At 56.3% G+C, this 16569-nt stretch carries 17 protein-coding genes and 1 tRNA gene; 9 read left to right on the top strand and 9 right to left on the bottom strand.

Going from position 1 to position 16569, the window contains the following annotated elements; all coding sequences use genetic code 11:
- Positions 1-334: 334 nt before the first annotated feature.
- Both RBB82_RS11195 and RBB82_RS11190 read left to right on the top strand, forming a co-directional pair.
- Positions 335-1468 carry a PAS domain-containing sensor histidine kinase gene (locus RBB82_RS11195; RefSeq protein WP_433975213.1) on the top strand — a complete coding sequence of 378 codons (1134 nt, stop codon included), beginning with the start codon at positions 335-337 and terminating at the stop codon, positions 1466-1468.
- Complete coding sequence (locus RBB82_RS11190) at positions 1434-2135, top strand: response regulator (protein ID WP_433975212.1); 702 nt, start codon at positions 1434-1436, stop codon at positions 2133-2135. The genes RBB82_RS11195 and RBB82_RS11190 overlap by 35 nt, the downstream gene beginning before the upstream one ends.
- A gap of 101 nt (positions 2136-2236) precedes the next feature.
- On the opposite strand, the gene RBB82_RS11185 is transcribed toward RBB82_RS11190, so the two are convergent.
- Together RBB82_RS11185 and RBB82_RS11180 are read right to left on the bottom strand one after the other, a co-directional pair.
- Positions 2237-2313 (bottom strand) — tRNA-Pro (locus tag RBB82_RS11185).
- Positions 2314-2416: 103 nt separating this feature from the next.
- Positions 2417-2689: an oxidative damage protection protein gene (locus RBB82_RS11180; protein WP_433975211.1), complete on the bottom strand. Its 273-nt coding sequence runs from the start codon at positions 2687-2689 to the stop codon at positions 2417-2419.
- Between the two features lie 70 nt (positions 2690-2759).
- Here RBB82_RS11180 and RBB82_RS11175 point away from each other — a divergent pair, with 70 nt between their 5' ends.
- The gene (locus tag RBB82_RS11175; protein ID WP_433975210.1) at positions 2760-3215 is read left to right on the top strand and encodes an anthrone oxygenase family protein; all 456 of its coding nucleotides are present in this window, start codon (positions 2760-2762) and stop codon (positions 3213-3215) included.
- 15 nt (positions 3216-3230) lie between these two features.
- Here the strand turns inward: RBB82_RS11175 and RBB82_RS11170 are convergent, their stop codons facing one another.
- The 4 genes from RBB82_RS11170 to RBB82_RS11155 all read right to left on the bottom strand — a co-directional run bounded on the left by RBB82_RS11170 (position 3231) and on the right by RBB82_RS11155 (position 9264).
- Complete coding sequence (locus tag RBB82_RS11170; RefSeq protein ID WP_433975209.1) at positions 3231-5942, bottom strand: ribonuclease R family protein; 2712 nt, start codon at positions 5940-5942, stop codon at positions 3231-3233.
- 37 nt (positions 5943-5979) lie between these two features.
- Positions 5980-6822: a hypothetical protein gene (locus RBB82_RS11165; protein WP_433975208.1), complete on the bottom strand. Its 843-nt coding sequence runs from the start codon at positions 6820-6822 to the stop codon at positions 5980-5982.
- 388 nt (positions 6823-7210) lie between these two features.
- Positions 7211-8467, bottom strand: a complete 1257-nt coding sequence (gene tyrS, locus RBB82_RS11160) for a tyrosine--tRNA ligase (RefSeq protein ID WP_433975207.1) — start codon at positions 8465-8467, stop codon at positions 7211-7213.
- A 47-nt stretch (positions 8468-8514) separates the two neighbouring features.
- Positions 8515-9264, bottom strand: coding sequence for an acyloxyacyl hydrolase (locus tag RBB82_RS11155; protein ID WP_433975206.1), 750 nt, complete (start codon positions 9262-9264; stop codon positions 8515-8517).
- A 105-nt stretch (positions 9265-9369) separates the two neighbouring features.
- On the opposite strand from RBB82_RS11155, the gene RBB82_RS11150 reads away from it, so the two are divergent.
- The 3 genes from RBB82_RS11150 to RBB82_RS11140 all read left to right on the top strand — a co-directional run bounded on the left by RBB82_RS11150 (position 9370) and on the right by RBB82_RS11140 (position 10676).
- Positions 9370-9801: a DUF3253 domain-containing protein gene (locus RBB82_RS11150; protein ID WP_433975205.1), complete on the top strand. Its 432-nt coding sequence runs from the start codon at positions 9370-9372 to the stop codon at positions 9799-9801.
- A 174-nt stretch (positions 9802-9975) separates the two neighbouring features.
- A complete protein-coding gene (locus RBB82_RS11145; protein ID WP_433975204.1) occupies positions 9976-10212 on the top strand; it encodes a hypothetical protein in 237 nt (78 codons plus the stop codon).
- A gap of 20 nt (positions 10213-10232) precedes the next feature.
- Positions 10233-10676: an MmcQ/YjbR family DNA-binding protein gene (locus tag RBB82_RS11140; protein ID WP_433975203.1), complete on the top strand. Its 444-nt coding sequence runs from the start codon at positions 10233-10235 to the stop codon at positions 10674-10676.
- Between the two features lie 39 nt (positions 10677-10715).
- Here RBB82_RS11140 and RBB82_RS11135 read toward each other — a convergent pair whose 3' ends face one another.
- The gene (locus tag RBB82_RS11135) at positions 10716-11102 is read right to left on the bottom strand and encodes a DoxX family membrane protein (RefSeq protein WP_433975202.1); all 387 of its coding nucleotides are present in this window, start codon (positions 11100-11102) and stop codon (positions 10716-10718) included.
- 92 nt (positions 11103-11194) lie between these two features.
- On the opposite strand from RBB82_RS11135, the gene RBB82_RS11130 reads away from it, so the two are divergent.
- From RBB82_RS11130 to cysK, 3 genes are read left to right on the top strand one after another with little or no spacing between them, the layout of a single operon-like run.
- The gene (locus RBB82_RS11130) at positions 11195-12010 is read left to right on the top strand and encodes an SDR family NAD(P)-dependent oxidoreductase (RefSeq protein ID WP_433975201.1); all 816 of its coding nucleotides are present in this window, start codon (positions 11195-11197) and stop codon (positions 12008-12010) included.
- A gap of 10 nt (positions 12011-12020) precedes the next feature.
- Positions 12021-12875 carry a hypothetical protein gene (locus tag RBB82_RS11125; RefSeq protein ID WP_433975200.1) on the top strand — a complete coding sequence of 285 codons (855 nt, stop codon included), beginning with the start codon at positions 12021-12023 and terminating at the stop codon, positions 12873-12875.
- Positions 12876-12924: 49 nt separating this feature from the next.
- Positions 12925-13980, top strand: a complete 1056-nt coding sequence (gene cysK / locus RBB82_RS11120; RefSeq protein ID WP_433975199.1) for a cysteine synthase A — start codon at positions 12925-12927, stop codon at positions 13978-13980.
- Between the two features lie 24 nt (positions 13981-14004).
- On the opposite strand, the gene RBB82_RS11115 is transcribed toward cysK, so the two are convergent.
- Together RBB82_RS11115 and RBB82_RS11110 are read right to left on the bottom strand one after the other, a co-directional pair.
- Complete coding sequence (locus RBB82_RS11115) at positions 14005-14928, bottom strand: CsgG/HfaB family protein (protein ID WP_433975198.1); 924 nt, start codon at positions 14926-14928, stop codon at positions 14005-14007.
- Between the two features lie 240 nt (positions 14929-15168).
- On the bottom strand, positions 15169-16539 hold the full coding sequence (locus RBB82_RS11110) for a DUF3863 domain-containing protein (RefSeq protein WP_433975197.1): 1371 nt from the start codon (positions 16537-16539) through the stop codon (positions 15169-15171).
- Positions 16540-16569 lie beyond the last annotated feature (30 nt).

Below are 16569 nucleotides of genomic sequence, written 5' to 3'. Positions count from 1 at the left end.
TAACCATGGCCAGAATCGCGGATCTCGATTTGGGCCGAATGCTCTTCAGCGGGCCATCTTCGCTCGGTAGTCGCGTGTGAAATGGCAGGGACGCAAGCTGTTGGTTTCAGGGCGCTAGCAGTGTCCCAAAAGCTCAGATAAGTTAGCGGCTCTATCATCGGATCTGATATTTGATATATTTAAATTATTCTCCCGTCAGTGACATAAAACGCCGAGCTTATGTGAAAGCTCTAGCCCAATTTGATCTCATTCTCGTCCAGCTTATTTGGCTCGATGTAGAGCCTTAGCTTATTTCGAACCGCCTTATTTATTGCTGACTGCAAGGGGAGGTAAGATGCAAGGAAGCGAGTATCTTCAAGTCGATCCGGGAGCCTCATCTTCTCAAGACGACAGCGGTTGTTCTTCTATTTATCTTCAAGCGCTTATAGAAAACAGTCCTATTGCAATCGTCGTACTCGATTCCTTTCATCGCTATACACTCTGTAACCCTGCATTTCAGCGTCTCTTCAAATACAGCCCGCAAGAGCTTGCCGCTTCAACTCTAGACGATCTCATCAGCACGCCTCGTTTCGCTGAGGAGGCTGCACGGCTAACCAGGCTTGTAATGCAAGGAACCCACACCCATTGCGTTACTCAGAGACGTCAGAAGAACGGCATGATCGTAGACGTCGAAATCTACGGAGTGCCGCTCATCGTGAACGGTCAAGTGATGGGGGTGTACGGACTGTATCAGGACATTACCGAACGCAATAGACGCGTTCATGCGTCTCGCCACATAGCCGGGAAGATCGACATCATTCAACAGGAAGAACGGCGACGCATCGCGCGAGATTTACACGACTCCACCTCACAGGAACTGGCTGCCTTGAATTGGAACCTGAACAGGCTGACGCGTTTGGTGGAGGGTGGCGAGGAGTCTCTTAAGAAGTTGGTAGAGTATTCGCGGCAGCTCGCTCAGGAGTGTTCGGAGAAGATTCGCAGCGCGTCGTATCTTTTACATCCACCTTTTCTATACGAAGCGGATCTGGCATCCGCGATCGAAGACCTTACTCGTGGCTTTCAGGATCGAAGCGGCGTGGACGTCGAACTCTCGCTGTGCGGAGATCTTGGCTCACTGCCGAGCGAAGTAGAAGCGACTCTTTACAGAATTGTGCAAGAGGGGCTTGCTAACACCCTCAGGCACTCTCACAGCCTACGGATTCGTATCTCGCTAAAGTGGCACTCCAACTGGCTTAAGTTGACGATGGCGAACGAAGAAGTCGGAGATTACGACAAAGACTCGCCGGGTGTTCCCTACAGGTCCTCTGGTACGGGGATCGAAGGGATGCGGGAGCGCCTCAACCAACTCGGAGGCGCTCTACAGGTGCAACATCGCAAGAACGGTCTGACGATTTCGGCCAGCCTGCCCATCGACCTCGAAAGAAGGAGATGTTATGACACTCCGCATTTTGATCGCCGACGACCATAAACTGATTCGAAGAGGAATACGCGATCTACTTACGGTAGAAAGTGACTGGCATGTTATCGGCGAAGCAGCTGACGGGATCGAAGCAATTCGGCTTGCCTGTCAACATAAGCCAGACATCGCGATACTTGACTGCTCGATGCCACGCCTGGATGGTCTTTCGGTATCTTTGGAACTGAATCGCCTTTCGGCTGCTACCCGCGTCATATTCTTCACGATGCATGACTCGGATGCGATTCTTCTGCGATTGCTCGGTAGTGGCGCTTCTGCACTGGTATTTAAGAGCGATGCGGAACAGGACTTAGTCGAAGCAGTCAAAGCGGTCTCACAGGGCCGCTCCTTTTTTTCACAAGATGTTTCACGCCGATTTTCTACGACGGGCCGTATTCAACTTGCGCAGACGACAATGTCCAGGCCCTCTTCACCTCTTACGCGAAGAGAGGAGGAGATTATTGCGCTGCTTGCGACGGGTATGACGAGTCGTGAAGTAGCGAATGAGCTGAAGATCAGTGTTCGTACTGCGGAGTGTCACCGCATCAATATCAACCGAAAGCTGAACTTTAAATCCATCGCAGATCTGGTTCACTATGCAATGCATCACGATATTGTGGCTAGTTTCAAACGTATGACTGAACCTAACCTACAGAGACAGGCTAAAGCGATCGGGTGAAATGAGGTCGCTCCACGGTCCACCTAATTGATTTATCGAGTTTGAAACAGATAAATAAATGGGTTCTCCTGTAAGTAGCTGAACAAACAGCCAAGAAGAAATGGTCGGGACGACTAGATTCGAACTAGCGACCTCACCCACCCCAAGGGTGCGCTCTACCAGGCTGAGCCACGTCCCGACTATTGGTTTGCACGTCAGCCCAGGCGGGCGACGGCGGGGTATCCTGCAGTCCTAAGTGTACACGACCAGCCATCATTACGAGAATTCAGACGGTCTTCTACCTAAGTCGTCGGCGCCACATACTCCTTCGGCAACGAACCACCCTCGCCAAAGAAGAACTCGTTCATCTGTTCCACCAAAAACTCCTGCGCCTCCCGTGTCCAGGGCTGCAGACGGTACTCATTCAACAGCATCTTCTGCCTCTCCACCCACTCGCCCCATGACTTCTTTGAGACGTTTTTGAAGATCTTCTGGCCAAAGTCCGAATCGAACGGCGGCTCATCCAGCCCTTCCATCTCAGCCTTGAATCGTGTGTCGAAAACCATGTGTGCCATTCTTTTGAACTCCTTTGGAACTTTTATTTTACGATGCCGTACGAATAATTGCGCTGCACCAACCAACAGCATGCCTATTGCCTACGACATAGCGACCGCAACACTAGCAGCAACGATGGTGGGCAACGAGTTCGCCGTTGCCGCCTTCATTCATCCACAGATACGAAAACTGGACGACAGCACTCACGCCCAAGCCGCCGCGCCACTAGCCGCAGTACTTGGCAAAGCGATGCCCTTCTGGTACGGCCTTGCATTGCTGCTCATCGCAGGCGCAGCCTTTGAACATCGTCCGATCTCAAGCGGCTCAGGACTGCTCCTTATACTAGCTGCCTCTCTTTGGTCCGCAACCATCGTCTTCACCATCACCACGCTAGTCCCGATCAACAATCGAATCGCCAGGATGAACACAGCGCATCCCTACGCAGGCTGGCTAAAAGATCGCGCTCGCTGGGATCGTCTCCATCAAATCCGCGTAGCGCTCCTGACGATCGCCCTCCTTTTGCTCCTCACCGGTCTCTTCAGCTAAACAACAATCCAAAGCCTACTTCCGCTTCCCCTTCGCCTTCTTATTTCGCTCCCGAGCCTTTGCCTTCGTCTTACCTTTCTTACCCGAGCGATTCGGACTGGAATGCGGTCGTTCTCCGCTCGCCGACGCCGCAGTCTTCGACCGACGCAGCGACCTCGGCGCAACCGCAACATCATCCTCTGACGGCAGCAAGGCAAACTGCAGTCGCCGCTGTTGCCGGTCGATCCTGTCCAACAGAACATGTACCCGCTGCCCCATCTTGAACACCCGCCCGTTGCGCGTCCCGACGATCTGCCGATCTGTATCGCGAAACATATAGCGGTCATCCTGCAGCGAAGTAAGCGGCACCAACCCTTCAATAAACAGATCATTCAACTCGACGAAAAATCCATACTTCGTGCACGAAAGAATGATGGCATTAAAGTCTTCGCCCACTCTGTCCTGCATAAATTTGATCTTCTTCCACTCAATCAGCTCGCGCTCAGCATCATCGGCTCGTCGCTCCGACTGGCTCGACTCCGCCGCAATCGCCCCCAACTCGGCCTCCGCAATCGGCCCCTCCAAAGTCGGCCTTTCAAGCTTCTCCGAACGTCTCTCGCCAACCTGCTTCTCCCCCCAAGGCTGCGGCCCATCCGACAAAATCGCCGCGCCTGCCGGATTCGCGCCACTCTGAATTAACTCCCGCAGCAAACGATGCACAATCAAATCTGGATAGCGCCGAATCGGCGATGTGAAGTGCGTGTAGCTCGGCGCAGCCAGCGCAAAGTGGCCGACATTTTTCTCGCTATACCGCGCCTGCTTCAGCGAACGCAACATCAGGTACGACAGAATCCGTTCCTCCGCCTTGCCTGCAATCTTCGCCGTCAACTTCTGATACATCTGCGGCGTCACTGGAATCGACTCCGCCACCTCATGTGTCTTCGCCTGTCTGTCTCTCCCGCGAGCATCGCGCCGGTCGCCCTTCGTCTGAATCCGTTTCACCGGCAGACTACTGAATCCCAGCGAGTATCCAAACTGACTCGCAGTCTCCTCGAAGTCAACAATCCGCTTCGGATCAGGCACCTCATGAATTCGATACACACTCGAAACACTCTGCGACTCGATCCACGTCGCCACGCACTCATTCGCCGAAAGCATAAACTCTTCGATCAATCGGTGCGACCACCCTCGTTGCGACCTTACAATCGCCTCCATATTCCCGTCCGGATCGAACTGAATCACCGGCTCCGGCAGATCAAAATCAATCGACCCACGTCGATGCCGTTTCGCATTAAGCTTCAGCGCAAGCTCGTACATGCGCTCAAACTCTGGCACTAACTCCGCAAACTCCGCCCGCGTCTCGGCATTCCCATCCAGCACACCCTGAATCTGCGTGTACGTCATCCGCTTCGCACTACGAATGATCCCCTCGCACACCTCGTATCCCAACACCTCGCCGCGCCCATCGATCTCCATCACGCAGCTCAGCACCAGCCGATCCTCATCAGGCCGCAAGCTGCACATGCCACTCGAAAGCTGTGGTGGCAACATCGGAATCGCGCGATCCGGAAAATAAACCGAAGTCCCTCGCAGCCGCGCCTCGAGATCAAGAGTCGTTCCCGGCCTCACATAGTGGCTCACATCCGCGATATGAACCTGCAGCTCCCAATTGCCATTTGGCAGCGGTCGCACCAGCACCGCGTCATCAAAGTCTCGCGCCGTCTCACCATCAATCGTGACGATATTCAAACCACGAAAATCTTTTCGCCGCCCAATCTCTTCCGCATCGAGAGTCTCGACCGTCTGCTCCGCTGAAGCAGTAGCCTCCGCCAGCACATTCGTCGGAAACACATGTGGCAGATGATGCTTCCGAATGATGATCTCGACATCGACGCCAAACGCATCCGGCGGTCCGAGCACTTCAATCACGCGCCCACGCGCCGGCCTCCCCACGGTCGGAAAATCCGTAATCTCCACATCGACCGCCAGCCCCTCCAGCGGACGATGTGGGTCAAGCTCCTCCGACCAATGCACCTGCGACGCCTGCGCCTCCTCCCCCAGCACGCGATGCGGCGTCTCCCTTGGTGTTGACGGAACCTCCGCGCCCTCAGGAATCAGAATCGCCCCGCCACCAGGGGAACCGGCCATCCGCTCATCCAACGGCGTAACGTAGTTTCCATCAACCAGCGGTACGTTATCCCACGCGCTTCTCCGATGCGCACGGGCATAGTGAAAGATTCCCACCACCGTCGGGTTCCTTCGATTCAGTACACGCGCAATCCGCCCCGACCTCCGTCCATCCCTCCCCGGCGGCGCTTCGTCCACCAAAACCTCATCGCCCTGCATCGCGCCATTCAGTTCATTCGGCGGAATAAAAAGATCGTCATCCCGATCCACGCTTCCACTCGGCCTCACAAAACCATACCCATCGCGATGCAGATCGAGCCGCCCCGCCAGCAGTCGATCCCGCGTCGCCCGATGCTCCACCGGCATCTCAACGCCACCACGCTTTACTCGCTTCGTCTTCTCAGGCGTCGCCGCAGGCAGGCTCCACTGCTCGCTATCGGTCTTTACCAACTCCCCGCGTGCCGTAATCCGCGCCAACTGCTCCAGCAGCAGACGCCGCTCGCGCCCACCACCTAAACCAAGCTCACGAATCAACTGCTTGTACCCTGCGCGATGCCCCTGCGAGCGCTCAATCAACCGCATCAGCTCTCGATCAGTCTGTGGATAGGGAGTGTGTGCCATCGTCTCCGAGCATACAGCGAGCCGCTGTCGTCTTCACTTACTTCAATGTTTCGGTCAGTGTTTTGGACATCTCCGCCGCCTGTTCCAGCGTGATCCCCTGCGGCATCTGCATGAAATCCGTCTGCACCTCGTCCTGCTGCTGACCGATGCTCTTAAAAAACAGCGCCTTGCCCTCAATGTGCACATGCGTCTCAACAATCTGCCACATCTTCGGCGTCACCTCCCTGCGCTCCACGCGAAATGTGCCCCCACCCTTGAGGTGCCCCAGTATCCCCCAGCCAATCATCACATCCTGCGTCAGCTTTCCGCGGATCGTAACGATCCGGTTCTGGCCTTTATTCACCACTAACTGTCCCGCCATCTGTCCCAACACGCGCCCCTGAAAATCCGGCGGACTAAACTTTGGATTTGGCTCGAAGTTCAGCGTGAGGTTCTCCCCATCGTCGCTTCCCACCTTCCACGTAAACGCATCGGGCAACATCCGGAGCAGCTCTTCGGCATTCTTCCCATCCTGTTGCCCATCTTTTTTTTGCTTCGCCAGTTGAGACGGATCGTGAATAAAGTTCTGCAACCGCTGATCCTCAGCCCTGGCCTCCGCTGCGCTCAACGGCCTTCCATTCTTCTCGATCAATCGCTTCACGGAACCATGACCGGTCTCGACGACAATCGAAACCGTATCCGTCCCATCTTTCTGCGAGTCACGATAACGCCAGTGCGAGTGATCGTTCAGATCCGCATCCAGTTCAGCATTCATTGCAACCCGAACAATCTCCCTCGGATCCTTTGAATCCTTCGACTCCTGGGCGTGCAACGGCAACGTCCCCACAACAAACAAACTCCCCAACACGACCAGCAATGCATGGAACTTCAAATTCTTCATAAACCCACATTCTCTAAGATGCAGATTCTTCAATAACGCTAATATCCAATTTCGATACTATCCTTTAGACGCTGAACGCTCTGCGAAATGTCATCCCGCAAGACTCTGCGTTTGCAATTGCCCGTCTTATCTTTAGCCATTGCCACTGCTGTCGCCGTTGCATGTTCTTTTGATTGTCATTCAACAGGAATCAGCCACTGCTGTCGCCGTTGTTTGTTCTTTGGTTGTCATTCAACAGGAATCAGCTGTTGATGTTGCTGTTGTTTTGTTTTCTTGTTGTCATCCAGCAGGAATCAGCCGTTGTAGTTGCCGTTGATTGTTCTTTTGGTTGTCATCCCGTAGGGATCTGCTTCTGTCTCTATGCATTTGCAACTCGATGAGCACATGCTCATACCCACTCAACCCGAACACTCTTCTTCCCCAACCGCAGCGTGTGCGAGTTACCTGCCTTCACACCTTTTAGAAGCTTGCCATTGAACTTTTGTCCATCGACGCTTACGGCGTTCTCTGCCAGCTTTCGCGTAGCGTCGCCCGCAGAACTCGCAAGTCCCGCAAGCACGAGCAACTTCGGCACACGAATCTCCGGTGCCCCACTCTCCGCCACGCTCAGAAGTCCTTCCTCCGCCAATGACACCTTCACCACAGGCACATCCTCACTCACGCCACGCTGCTGAAACATCTTCGCCCAACCCTCAGCAGCCGCATCAGCCTCCTCCTTCGAATGGAAGTCCCGCGTAATCGTCCACGCAAGATTCTTCTTCGCCTGCATCGGATGCAGCGCCCCACCCACAACATCCGTCTGCATCTGCGCAATCTCCGACCCACGCAGATCCGTCAGCAGCGTCCAGTACCTCCACATCAACTCATCCGACACCGACATCAACTTCCCATACATCTCCCCCGCCGGCTCGTGCACACCAATCGCATTCCCCAGCGACTTCGACATCTTCTGCACGCCATCCAGCCCCTCGATAATCGGCATCATCAACACAATCTGCTGCGGCTGCCCATAGTGCTTCTGCAGATCGCGCCCACGCATCAAATTGAACTTCTGATCCGTCCCGCCCAACTCCACATCGCACTCCAGCGCAACCGAGTCATACCCCTGCGCAATCGGATAGATCAGCTCATGCAGCGCAATCGGCTGCTCTTCATTGAATCGCTTATGAAAGTCCTCGCGCTCCAGCATCTGCGACACCGTGAACTGTGCCATCAGCTTCACCATGTCGTAGTAGCTCAACTTATCCAGCCACTCGGAGTTGTACCGAACCTCCGTCGTCTCGCGATCGAGAATCTGAAAGACCTGTTCCTTGTACGTCTCCGCGTTCGCCGCAATCTGCTCCGGCGTCAACGGCTTCCGTGTCACGTTCCGTCCCGTCGGATCGCCGATCAGAGCCGTCGAATCGCCAATCAAAAAAATAACCGTATGCCCCAGCGTCTGAAAGTGCCTCAGCTTCCGCAGCAACACCGTATGCCCCAGGTGCAGGTCCGGCGCCGTAGGGTCGAACCCCGCCTTGATCCGCATCGGCACTCCCGTTGCAATCGACTTCGTGATGCGTTCCTTCAGCGCCTCCAGCGGAACAATCTCCGCAGCACCTTTGGTTATCAAATCAAGCTGATCTTCGAGCGAAGCAAACGTAGCCATATCCTTCAAGTATAAAGACGAAAGCGCCTCCCAACCATCTTCGCGCCTCATCTCCCGAACGTGTACGTCACTTTGAAGAGGCCATCATCGACACCAGGATTCGTCTCCGCAGTGTAAGCATTCGAAAAATGCTGCAGCTGATATTCAAGACGAATCGACTGCGTCGGCGTCCGAAAGTATTCAATGCCAGCGCCAAGCTGAAAGGTAAAGTTGAAAGATCCTGCCGTCTCGACCGGAATCTTCTTTGCCGAAAGTAGCAAACCTGCAAACACGCTGGCCGTAGGCTGCCACCGGCTCCCTGGGCGAAGATTAACCCGCGTCCCAAGCGGTGATATACCCTCGACATACGTCCAGCGGCGCCCACACGTTGTGGTCAATGTCGAGGAGTGGAGTATCCCTGTCACAGGGTCCGTGAATGAAAAATCGGTGACGCCCGCAACACAGCGTAGCGTCACGCTCGGCGGGCTAGTGTATATCGTCGCTGGTGGCGGCAAAGTAATTGTAGAAATGAAGGTCACAGTCGGATCGCTCTCAGCAATCAACGGACGGAACTCCGCAGCATACTTCCAGACAAATCTCCGATTCGCTGCAAGGCGATACTCGTACTGAAATCCCACCTCGGTAAACTTGCGATCTGGAGCCTGTCCCAGCGCAATGTGGCTCGAGTCATTGGAATAGTCGAAGAATCCAGCAAACGTCTGCCTTCGCCCATACTCCGTTCTATCTGTAGTTTGTGCGATTGCTAAAGAAGTAATAAAAAACCCAAGAAAAAGCCCGAGAAGTCCAGATAGCTTCATTCATTCCTCAACTGCTCTGCAAGGTAAATGGATTGTATCTCGCCTGCCTTGCGCTAACTCCAAATCGCCGCTCTTCTAAACTGCTCGCTCCAGCATCAAAGACCTATGCCCGACCGTAAGCGCAGACCCGAACGCACCACCCCGCGCAAAGAAAAGATCTGCCAGACCTGCGGCCGTACCTTCGAGTGGCGCAAGCAGTGGGCCAAGGATTGGGACATCATCAAATACTGCAGCGACGAGTGCCGCGGCCACAAACCCGGTGCAGACGACGCTGCCCTCGAAGGCGCCATCCTCTCGCTCCTCGCCGAACGCGGCGCCTCTCGCAGTCAAACCGGCAATGTCAAAACCATCTGTCCCTCCGAAGTCGCAAAGGCCGTCGGAGGAACTGAAACGCGTCGCGACTGGGAGGGCCTCATGGAGCCAGCTCGCGCAGCCGCACGCCGTCTCGTCGCCGCTGGCAAAATCGTCATCACCCAACACGGCCGCATCGTTGATCCCTCCACTGCAAAGGGTCCGATCCGTCTCCGCCTGCGCTAAAACCAGGCACCCATTCGTCGTGCACACCCGGTAGTCCCAAACTCATCCGGCGTATCCAGCGTGCTTGTAGTCACACGATAAAAATCAACAAGAAATAGTTCGTCCGATACAAACACGCCAAAAACAATCTTTCTAACCACCAGAGTTCGCCGCCTGATACGCCTCTAACTCAACATGACCACCGCAAAAAAATCGACTAAGCCAAGCAAAGAATCCACCAACGCAAAGCAAACCTCTCGCTGCTGGCCCGGCTTCGAGCCAGTCCCAGGTAAATCCGCACACGAGAAGGGAAGCTGCAAACCAAAGCCGGGCAAAAAATCAGCGGCGACCAAACACGCTGACCAGAAGGCCGCTGCCGCCAGCAAACTCGAAAAACAAGGCAAGCCCAATCCACGTCGCAAAGCAGCCTGAAGACGCTTTATACTTCGCGCATGGACATCGAACGCATCCGCGCTTACCTCCTCACCCTTCCCCACGTCGTCGAGACGCAGCAGTTCGGCGGACTCGTCTTCTGGCTTGGCGACAAAGCCATCGGCGGCAAGATGTTCGCATGGATGAGGCTCGAGCAAAGCAACAGCCGCACCCGCGTCATCTCCTTCCTCGCCGGCCAGGAGCACTACAACGAACTTCTTGAAATCGACGGGATCTTTCCCGCCCCCTACGTCGCCCGCATCTTCTGGGTCGCCGTCGAACGCTGGGACGTCTTCCGCAGCTCAGAGTGGGAGCGAGAGCTAAGCGCAGCCCACGCCCTCACCTTCGCCAAACTCCCGCCGAAAACCCGCGCCACCCTCGCCCTGCCAACATCTCAGCAAAAGCGCCTCATCGCCGATCGCAAGAACCTTCTCGCAAAAAAAGCCGCCGCGAAAAAACAATGACTCAGCGCACCGCAATCATGCAGCTTGGCCGGCAGGTATCTAGCTAACCCTCCGCCCATCCGAGGTAAAGATCCCTTCAAACGCCGGCCAGTAGGCATAGATCAAAAACACCTCCAGCAACGTGCAAATCAACCCAGGCAAAATACCCGCAGCCAGCGTCAGGTGAAACATCAGAATATTTACAAGGATCGGCCCCAGCAGCACCAACGCAACCGGCACATACCGTCCGATGAGCAACAAAACACCCGCGACAACCTCGAGCACCCCATGGAACGTGAACCACCCATGACGAAACAACACGTCCGCCAGCACCCCGGCATCCCCGGGTATCGGCTGATTCGGCATGAAGTGAAAAAAGTTGTTGGAACCAAAAACCAGAAAAACCAGTCCAAGCAGAATGCGTGCGATCACCACGGCGATCTTCATCGGCAGCGAGCCTCCCTCAAATGGATTTAGTAGAAAATTCTCTGTGTCGACAGCACTTGCGTCAAGGAGATTGATTCGTTAGCGTCCAATATATGCCGAATAGTCTCAACTCAGGCGTCACCATGTCGTTGGAGGGCAAAGTAGCTCTCATTACCGGAGGCTCCCGCGGAATCGGCGCAGCCACCGTTCGTCTCTTTCATCAGGCGGGCGCAAAGGTCGTCTTCAACTACCGCAGCGCAGACCAGCAGGCCGAAGCCCTCGTCGCCGAGTGCGGCGGTCCCGACCTCTGCCGCGCCATTCATCAACCTCTCAACACTCCGGAAGACGGTGAAGCCCTCGTCACCGCCGCCATCGCCGCCTTCGGCCGCATCGACTGCGCCATCCTCAACCACGGCATCTGGCCCTCGCACGACGCCCCCATCTCCGAGATGACCACCACCCAATGGCGCGGCACCCTCGGCACCAACCTCGACAGCGTCTTCGGCGTCATCCGAGCCACAGTCGCTCAAATGAAATCCCAGCCCCAGTCGCAGGCGCAGCCAGGCGGAGCCCGAGGCCACATCGTCCTCATCAGCTCCACCGCCGGCCAACGCGGCGAAGCCTTTCACGCAGACTACGCCGCTACCAAAGGCGCTCTCATCAGCCTCACCAAAAGCCTCTCCACCGAACTCATCGGCCAGGGCATCTACTGCAACTGCGTCGCCCCCGGCTGGGTCGCCACCGACGCCACAACAGAGGTCCTCAGCGACCCAACAATCTCCAGCAAGCTCTTATCCCTGATTCCCCTTGGCCGTCCCGCACACGTCGAAGAGATCGCCGCTCCCATCCTCTTCCTCTGCACTCCCTTCGCAGGCTTCATCTCCGGCGAAATCTTCAACGTCAACGGTGGCGCGGTACTAGTCGGCTGAACGGAGCCCCATGAAGCAACTTGCCCTAAGAATCACGGTCGCACTCAGCCTCATCACCACCCAACCCCTCTGGTCGCAGGCCAGCGAGATTCCAAGCGCCGCCCCAACACAGGCCGCCGGTCAAACGCCCGAGCAGCGCGGGCGCCATCTCCTCGACGAGATGCTCCTCGCCCTCGGTGGCGACGAGTGGCTCAACCGCAACAACATCCAGGAGCGCGGTCACGCCGCCCGTTTCTTCCGCGGCGCTCCCACCGGCATCGTCATCGACTTCACCTCCGTTCGCCAGTTCCCCACCGCCAATCGCTTCGACGCCGATCGCATCGGCTTCATCACCGACAAGAGCATCATCTTCCCCGGCAAAAAAATCGACATCGTCCAGATCTGGACCGCAGGCAAAGGCTACGAGGTCACCTACAAAGGCAAAGCCGAGCTCCCCAAAGATCAGGTCGATGACTTCTACCGCCGACGCGACCACTCCATCGAATCCATCTACCGCGTCTGGCTCAAGGCTCCCGACGTCATGGTCATAGCCGAGGGCACTGGTATGGTCGAACGACGCCTCTCCGACAAGGTCACCATTCTCAGCGCCAACAACGACGCCGTCACCATCGACATGGACTCCACCACCCACCTCCCCCTACGCCGAACCTTCGAGTGGCGCAACGAGACCTTCAAAGACCACGACGAAGACGCCGAAGAGTACGCCGACTACCACACCATCCAGGGCTTTCCCACCGCCCTCACCATCACCCGCTATCACAACGGCGACATGGCCAGCCAAACCTTCCTCCTCAAAGTCGAGTACAACGTCGATCTCTCCCCCGACACCTTCAACCCCGAAGTCCTCCTTAAGAAAAAACAGTAATCGGCCCAAACTGAATACACTCTCGTCAGACAGAAGGAGCCACACTGATATGAAGTTCGAAAACATCCTCGGCACCGTCGGCAACACACCTGTCGTGCGCATCAACAAGCTCGCCCCACCCGACGTGAATCTCTTCGTCAAAATCGAAGCCTTCAACCCCCTCGGTTCCGTCAAAGACCGTCTCGCCCTCGGCGTCATCGAAGATGCCGAACGCACCGGCGCTCTCAAACCCGGCCAAACTGTCGTCGAAGCCACCAGCGGCAACACCGGCATCGGCCTTGCCATGGTCTGCGCACAGAAGGGCTACCCCCTGGTCGTCACCATGGCCGAGAGCTTCTCCATCGAGCGCCGCAAGCTCATGCGCTTCCTCGGAGCCAAGGTCATCATCACCCCCTCACCCGAGCGCGGCCTCGGCATGGTCAAAAAGGCCAACGAACTCGCCGAAAAGAACGGCTGGTTCCTCCCTCGCCAGTTCACCAACGAGGCCAACGCCGACATGCACTCCCGCACCACAGCTCAAGAGATCCTCAACGACTTCGAAGGCGATCGCCTCGACTACTGGGTCACCGGCTTCGGCACCGGCGGCACCCTCAAAGGCGTCTCCCGCGTCCTCGCCGAAAAACGCCCCGAGACCAAGATCATCCTCTGCGAACCAGACGTAGCTCCAATGGTCTCCAGCGGCCTCGAACAGCCCCACAACCCCGATGGCTCCCCATCCGCCAGCCATCCCTCATGGACGCCACACCCCCAGCAAGGCTGGAGCCCCGACTTCATCCCCAAGCTCGCACAGGACGCCATCGATACCCACCGCATCCACAAGGTCTTCCGCATCGAAAACGCCGAAGCCATGCGTCGCAGTCGCGAACTCGCTCAACAGGAAGGCATCTTCGTAGGCATCAGCTCCGGAGCCACCTTTGCCGGAGCACTTCGCATAGCCGCAGAGGCCCCAAAAGGATCCACCATCCTCTGCATGCTGCCCGACACCGGCGAGCGCTACCTCACCACTCCACTCTTCGCCGAGGTCGCCGTCGACATGACCCCCGAAGAGCTCGAAATCTCTCGCTCTACTCCAAGCGCCCAACTTCCACCACCACCCGCTGCCTGAGCAACCAAAATCTCAGCAGTCAGACTAAGGGTGCATCGGCTCCGCAACATCCTTGCTCTGGGGCACTCCCCCAGGGCAGGCGCCCGACGCACTCGACTCACTCACCGTAACGATCGTCAACACGCACACGCTCTGCTTCTGCACGATGGGCTTACCGGTCGCCGGATCGTTAAGCCCCACACTCACCTCACGAACAACTTGAAACTTGTCCGCTGCCTTAATGCCCGCACTCGATCCCTGATTGATATACACGCTTCCACTGGCGATCCCCGCCACCAGCGGAGACATCATCTTTGGCGGTGCCGCACCACCCAAGGCAGCCATCAGCTTGGCAGCCAGATCCGTCGTAACCGCGTCGCTCGCCTTGGCCCACTCATTACTCTGAATCACCCTCAGATCGCCGTTCGCCGTCTGCTTCGGAGGCACCCGAAGAGCTCCGAATTGGTAGCCGGCCGTGACCTCGGAAACAGTAACGCTATCTTGAAACTGCGACGCAGGCTCCGCCAGAATCGTGCCTGACTCCACATCGATCAGACGTGCATTCACGCGCAAGTTCTGGATGCCGATTGTCTTCGTCGTGTTGCCAGACGCTTCGTTGTGAGTCGTGAAGCCGCCGTCATACACATTCACCAGAACGATCTGTCCCGCGCCCAACAGCTTCCCAATCTTCACAGCCGTGTCCGAACTCGAACGATCGCTATTCTGAAAGTTCTGTTCTTTGATAATCCTGTCGACGCTCGCACGATCGATCACAGTGATACCCGGCTTACCCGTTAGCTTCGCCGTTAGCTGATCGGTGATCTGTCCCTCCGCCAATGCAAAGATCGGGACGGAGCGCGCCAGTTGGCCATTCTCTTCCACAACCGCCAGCCGCCGCGCAGGCTGTGCGAACGCCAACGAACAAGAGACCAGGGTAAGGGATAACAGCACTACGGAGTTCGATCGCATCTTCCCTCCAGCAAGCATCGACGCACCTTTACCAAAAGGTAGGGCGGATCAAGCATTCATTTTTTTTCGCCGAGGTGGCCCCTGATAGCTCTACTGAGAACTGGTTCTTCATGTGCCTTTAGATCGGCGCGGGCCCAGGCGATCATTTTAGGTCAACCGACAGAAATCGGCATCGGGAAACACTGATATTTTGACGGCATCGTCACGCACATCGCGCAATTGCCCATACAGAATCTCCCACTAAGCCTTAATCTTCAGCTCAGGATATCGCGCAAAGATGCGCCGCTGATCTTCGAGCGGTAGATCTCGCAATCGCATCGGCTTGTCCTGCGGGCGCGTGCCCTTCTGATTCAACACATTCATCAAATTCCATTCACGCTGTAGCGTGTGCGGCTCCTCCGCCTTCAGGTCATATCGCGTAAAGTCGATCGCCAATGGCGGCGTATCTTTCACCCAATCGCGTAACAACGCCAGCCGAAACTCGCGATTCATAAACCACTGGATCTCCAGATCCTTCTCAGAGCCCGGCGCCCCTGTCCCCTTCGCATCGAACCGATAGTTGAGCTTCGCATTATTTGGATTGTGCTTCCTCCACTCCAGTCCAAACTCCCCTTCCGTTTGGACCTTGGTATCCGGCCATCTCTCCCGTATCCTCTGAAGCCAATACGTCAGATCCGCATCATGGCCAATCGACACCTCCCAGATCGCGGTCACCCATCCAAAGTTGTTCAGCGTATACCCCGTGTCGAAGTGCACCGCAGTGGTATCCATCATCTCCTTACGACCAACGTCGACCCCGAGATTCCCCACCGACTCGATCGGTCCCACACCCAACCTGCTATTGAATCCCCCCTGAAAGCCGTTCCGCCTCGCCGTCAGAAAATCGCAGGTCCAACCGTCCAGACAAACACAGTCGATGAAATCCGCAGGCCCCTGAGCCGGTTTCAAATAATGCTCGCGACTCGGATAGTACGGATAGCAGATCCCCCCGTCTCCATCCCCATTGTCGATACCCAGCTGGCTCCAGATCTGTCCCTGGCAAACATGAATGCCCTCATCCGCAGCGAGCAGGCGCTGATTCTCTGCATCCATAAATCCCGCCACCAGACACTGGGGCCGATACCCACCCCCGACCATCTCCGTAATCATCCCCAGTGCTTGATGAATCGTCTTACGGATGTCCTCCCGAGTCGCATACATTGGCGCAAAGTAGCCGCCAGGAATAAACGTGATCTCGTCGCCATATTGATCGTGATACGAAGCGAGCAATCGCCGAATATCCTGGTACATCTTGCGGTTGTCCTTCAGCGCAAGCCAGCTGATGGCCCAGGTCATCTTCCCATCAGGACAACCCGCTCGAAACGCCTCCCGCCGCGACCGAATGCGCTCCGGCCTGTTATCCATCGCCTCATCTTCACCAATCGAGCGATCAGGAGTTACCTCAATCTGATTCACCCGCACCACCGAAACATGAGTCAGGAAGCGCCCACGCAGACCTGAAGGCGCAATAGTCTCCGCTCCAATCTCACCCGCGGCACCCGCTAACCCCAGAGAGGCCGCCACGGCAGCCGACCGGCCAAGAAACTCCCGTCTAGTCCAATCTCCGCCCATCGCCCTCTCCTTTTTCCCTACAACAGAGTA

The sequence above is a fragment of the Tunturiibacter lichenicola genome (assembly GCF_051013355.1).
In the GTDB taxonomy this organism is placed as follows: Bacteria; Acidobacteriota; Terriglobia; order Terriglobales; family Acidobacteriaceae; genus Edaphobacter; species Edaphobacter lichenicola_F.
Note: the sequence above shows the minus strand (reverse complement) of the source record. Positions and strands in the feature narration are given on the sequence as shown.

What these genes read in the sequence shown, in the direction of transcription:
- RBB82_RS11115 (WP_433975198.1), bottom strand. Translation starts at nt 14,928, where the DNA reads ATGCGATCGAACTCCGTAGTGCTGTTATCCCTTACCCTGGTCTCTTGT.
- RBB82_RS11145 (WP_433975204.1), top strand. Translation starts at nt 9,976, where the DNA reads ATGACCACCGCAAAAAAATCGACTAAGCCAAGCAAAGAATCCACCAAC.
- RBB82_RS11135 (WP_433975202.1), bottom strand. Translation starts at nt 11,102, where the DNA reads ATGAAGATCGCCGTGGTGATCGCACGCATTCTGCTTGGACTGGTTTTT.
- RBB82_RS11170 (WP_433975209.1), bottom strand. Translation starts at nt 5,942, where the DNA reads ATGGCACACACTCCCTATCCACAGACTGATCGAGAGCTGATGCGGTTG.
- RBB82_RS11180 (WP_433975211.1), bottom strand. Translation starts at nt 2,689, where the DNA reads ATGGCACACATGGTTTTCGACACACGATTCAAGGCTGAGATGGAAGGG.
- RBB82_RS11155 (WP_433975206.1), bottom strand. Translation starts at nt 9,264, where the DNA reads ATGAAGCTATCTGGACTTCTCGGGCTTTTTCTTGGGTTTTTTATTACT.
- RBB82_RS11195 (WP_433975213.1), top strand. Translation starts at nt 335, where the DNA reads ATGCAAGGAAGCGAGTATCTTCAAGTCGATCCGGGAGCCTCATCTTCT.
- RBB82_RS11130 (WP_433975201.1), top strand. Translation starts at nt 11,195, where the DNA reads ATGCCGAATAGTCTCAACTCAGGCGTCACCATGTCGTTGGAGGGCAAA.
- RBB82_RS11190 (WP_433975212.1), top strand. Translation starts at nt 1,434, where the DNA reads ATGACACTCCGCATTTTGATCGCCGACGACCATAAACTGATTCGAAGA.
- RBB82_RS11125 (WP_433975200.1), top strand. Translation starts at nt 12,021, where the DNA reads ATGAAGCAACTTGCCCTAAGAATCACGGTCGCACTCAGCCTCATCACC.
- RBB82_RS11140 (WP_433975203.1), top strand. Translation starts at nt 10,233, where the DNA reads ATGGACATCGAACGCATCCGCGCTTACCTCCTCACCCTTCCCCACGTC.
- RBB82_RS11110 (WP_433975197.1), bottom strand. Translation starts at nt 16,539, where the DNA reads ATGGGCGGAGATTGGACTAGACGGGAGTTTCTTGGCCGGTCGGCTGCC.
- RBB82_RS11175 (WP_433975210.1), top strand. Translation starts at nt 2,760, where the DNA reads ATGCCTATTGCCTACGACATAGCGACCGCAACACTAGCAGCAACGATG.
- RBB82_RS11150 (WP_433975205.1), top strand. Translation starts at nt 9,370, where the DNA reads ATGCCCGACCGTAAGCGCAGACCCGAACGCACCACCCCGCGCAAAGAA.
- tyrS (WP_433975207.1), bottom strand. Translation starts at nt 8,467, where the DNA reads ATGGCTACGTTTGCTTCGCTCGAAGATCAGCTTGATTTGATAACCAAA.
- cysK (WP_433975199.1), top strand. Translation starts at nt 12,925, where the DNA reads ATGAAGTTCGAAAACATCCTCGGCACCGTCGGCAACACACCTGTCGTG.
- RBB82_RS11165 (WP_433975208.1), bottom strand. Translation starts at nt 6,822, where the DNA reads ATGAAGAATTTGAAGTTCCATGCATTGCTGGTCGTGTTGGGGAGTTTG.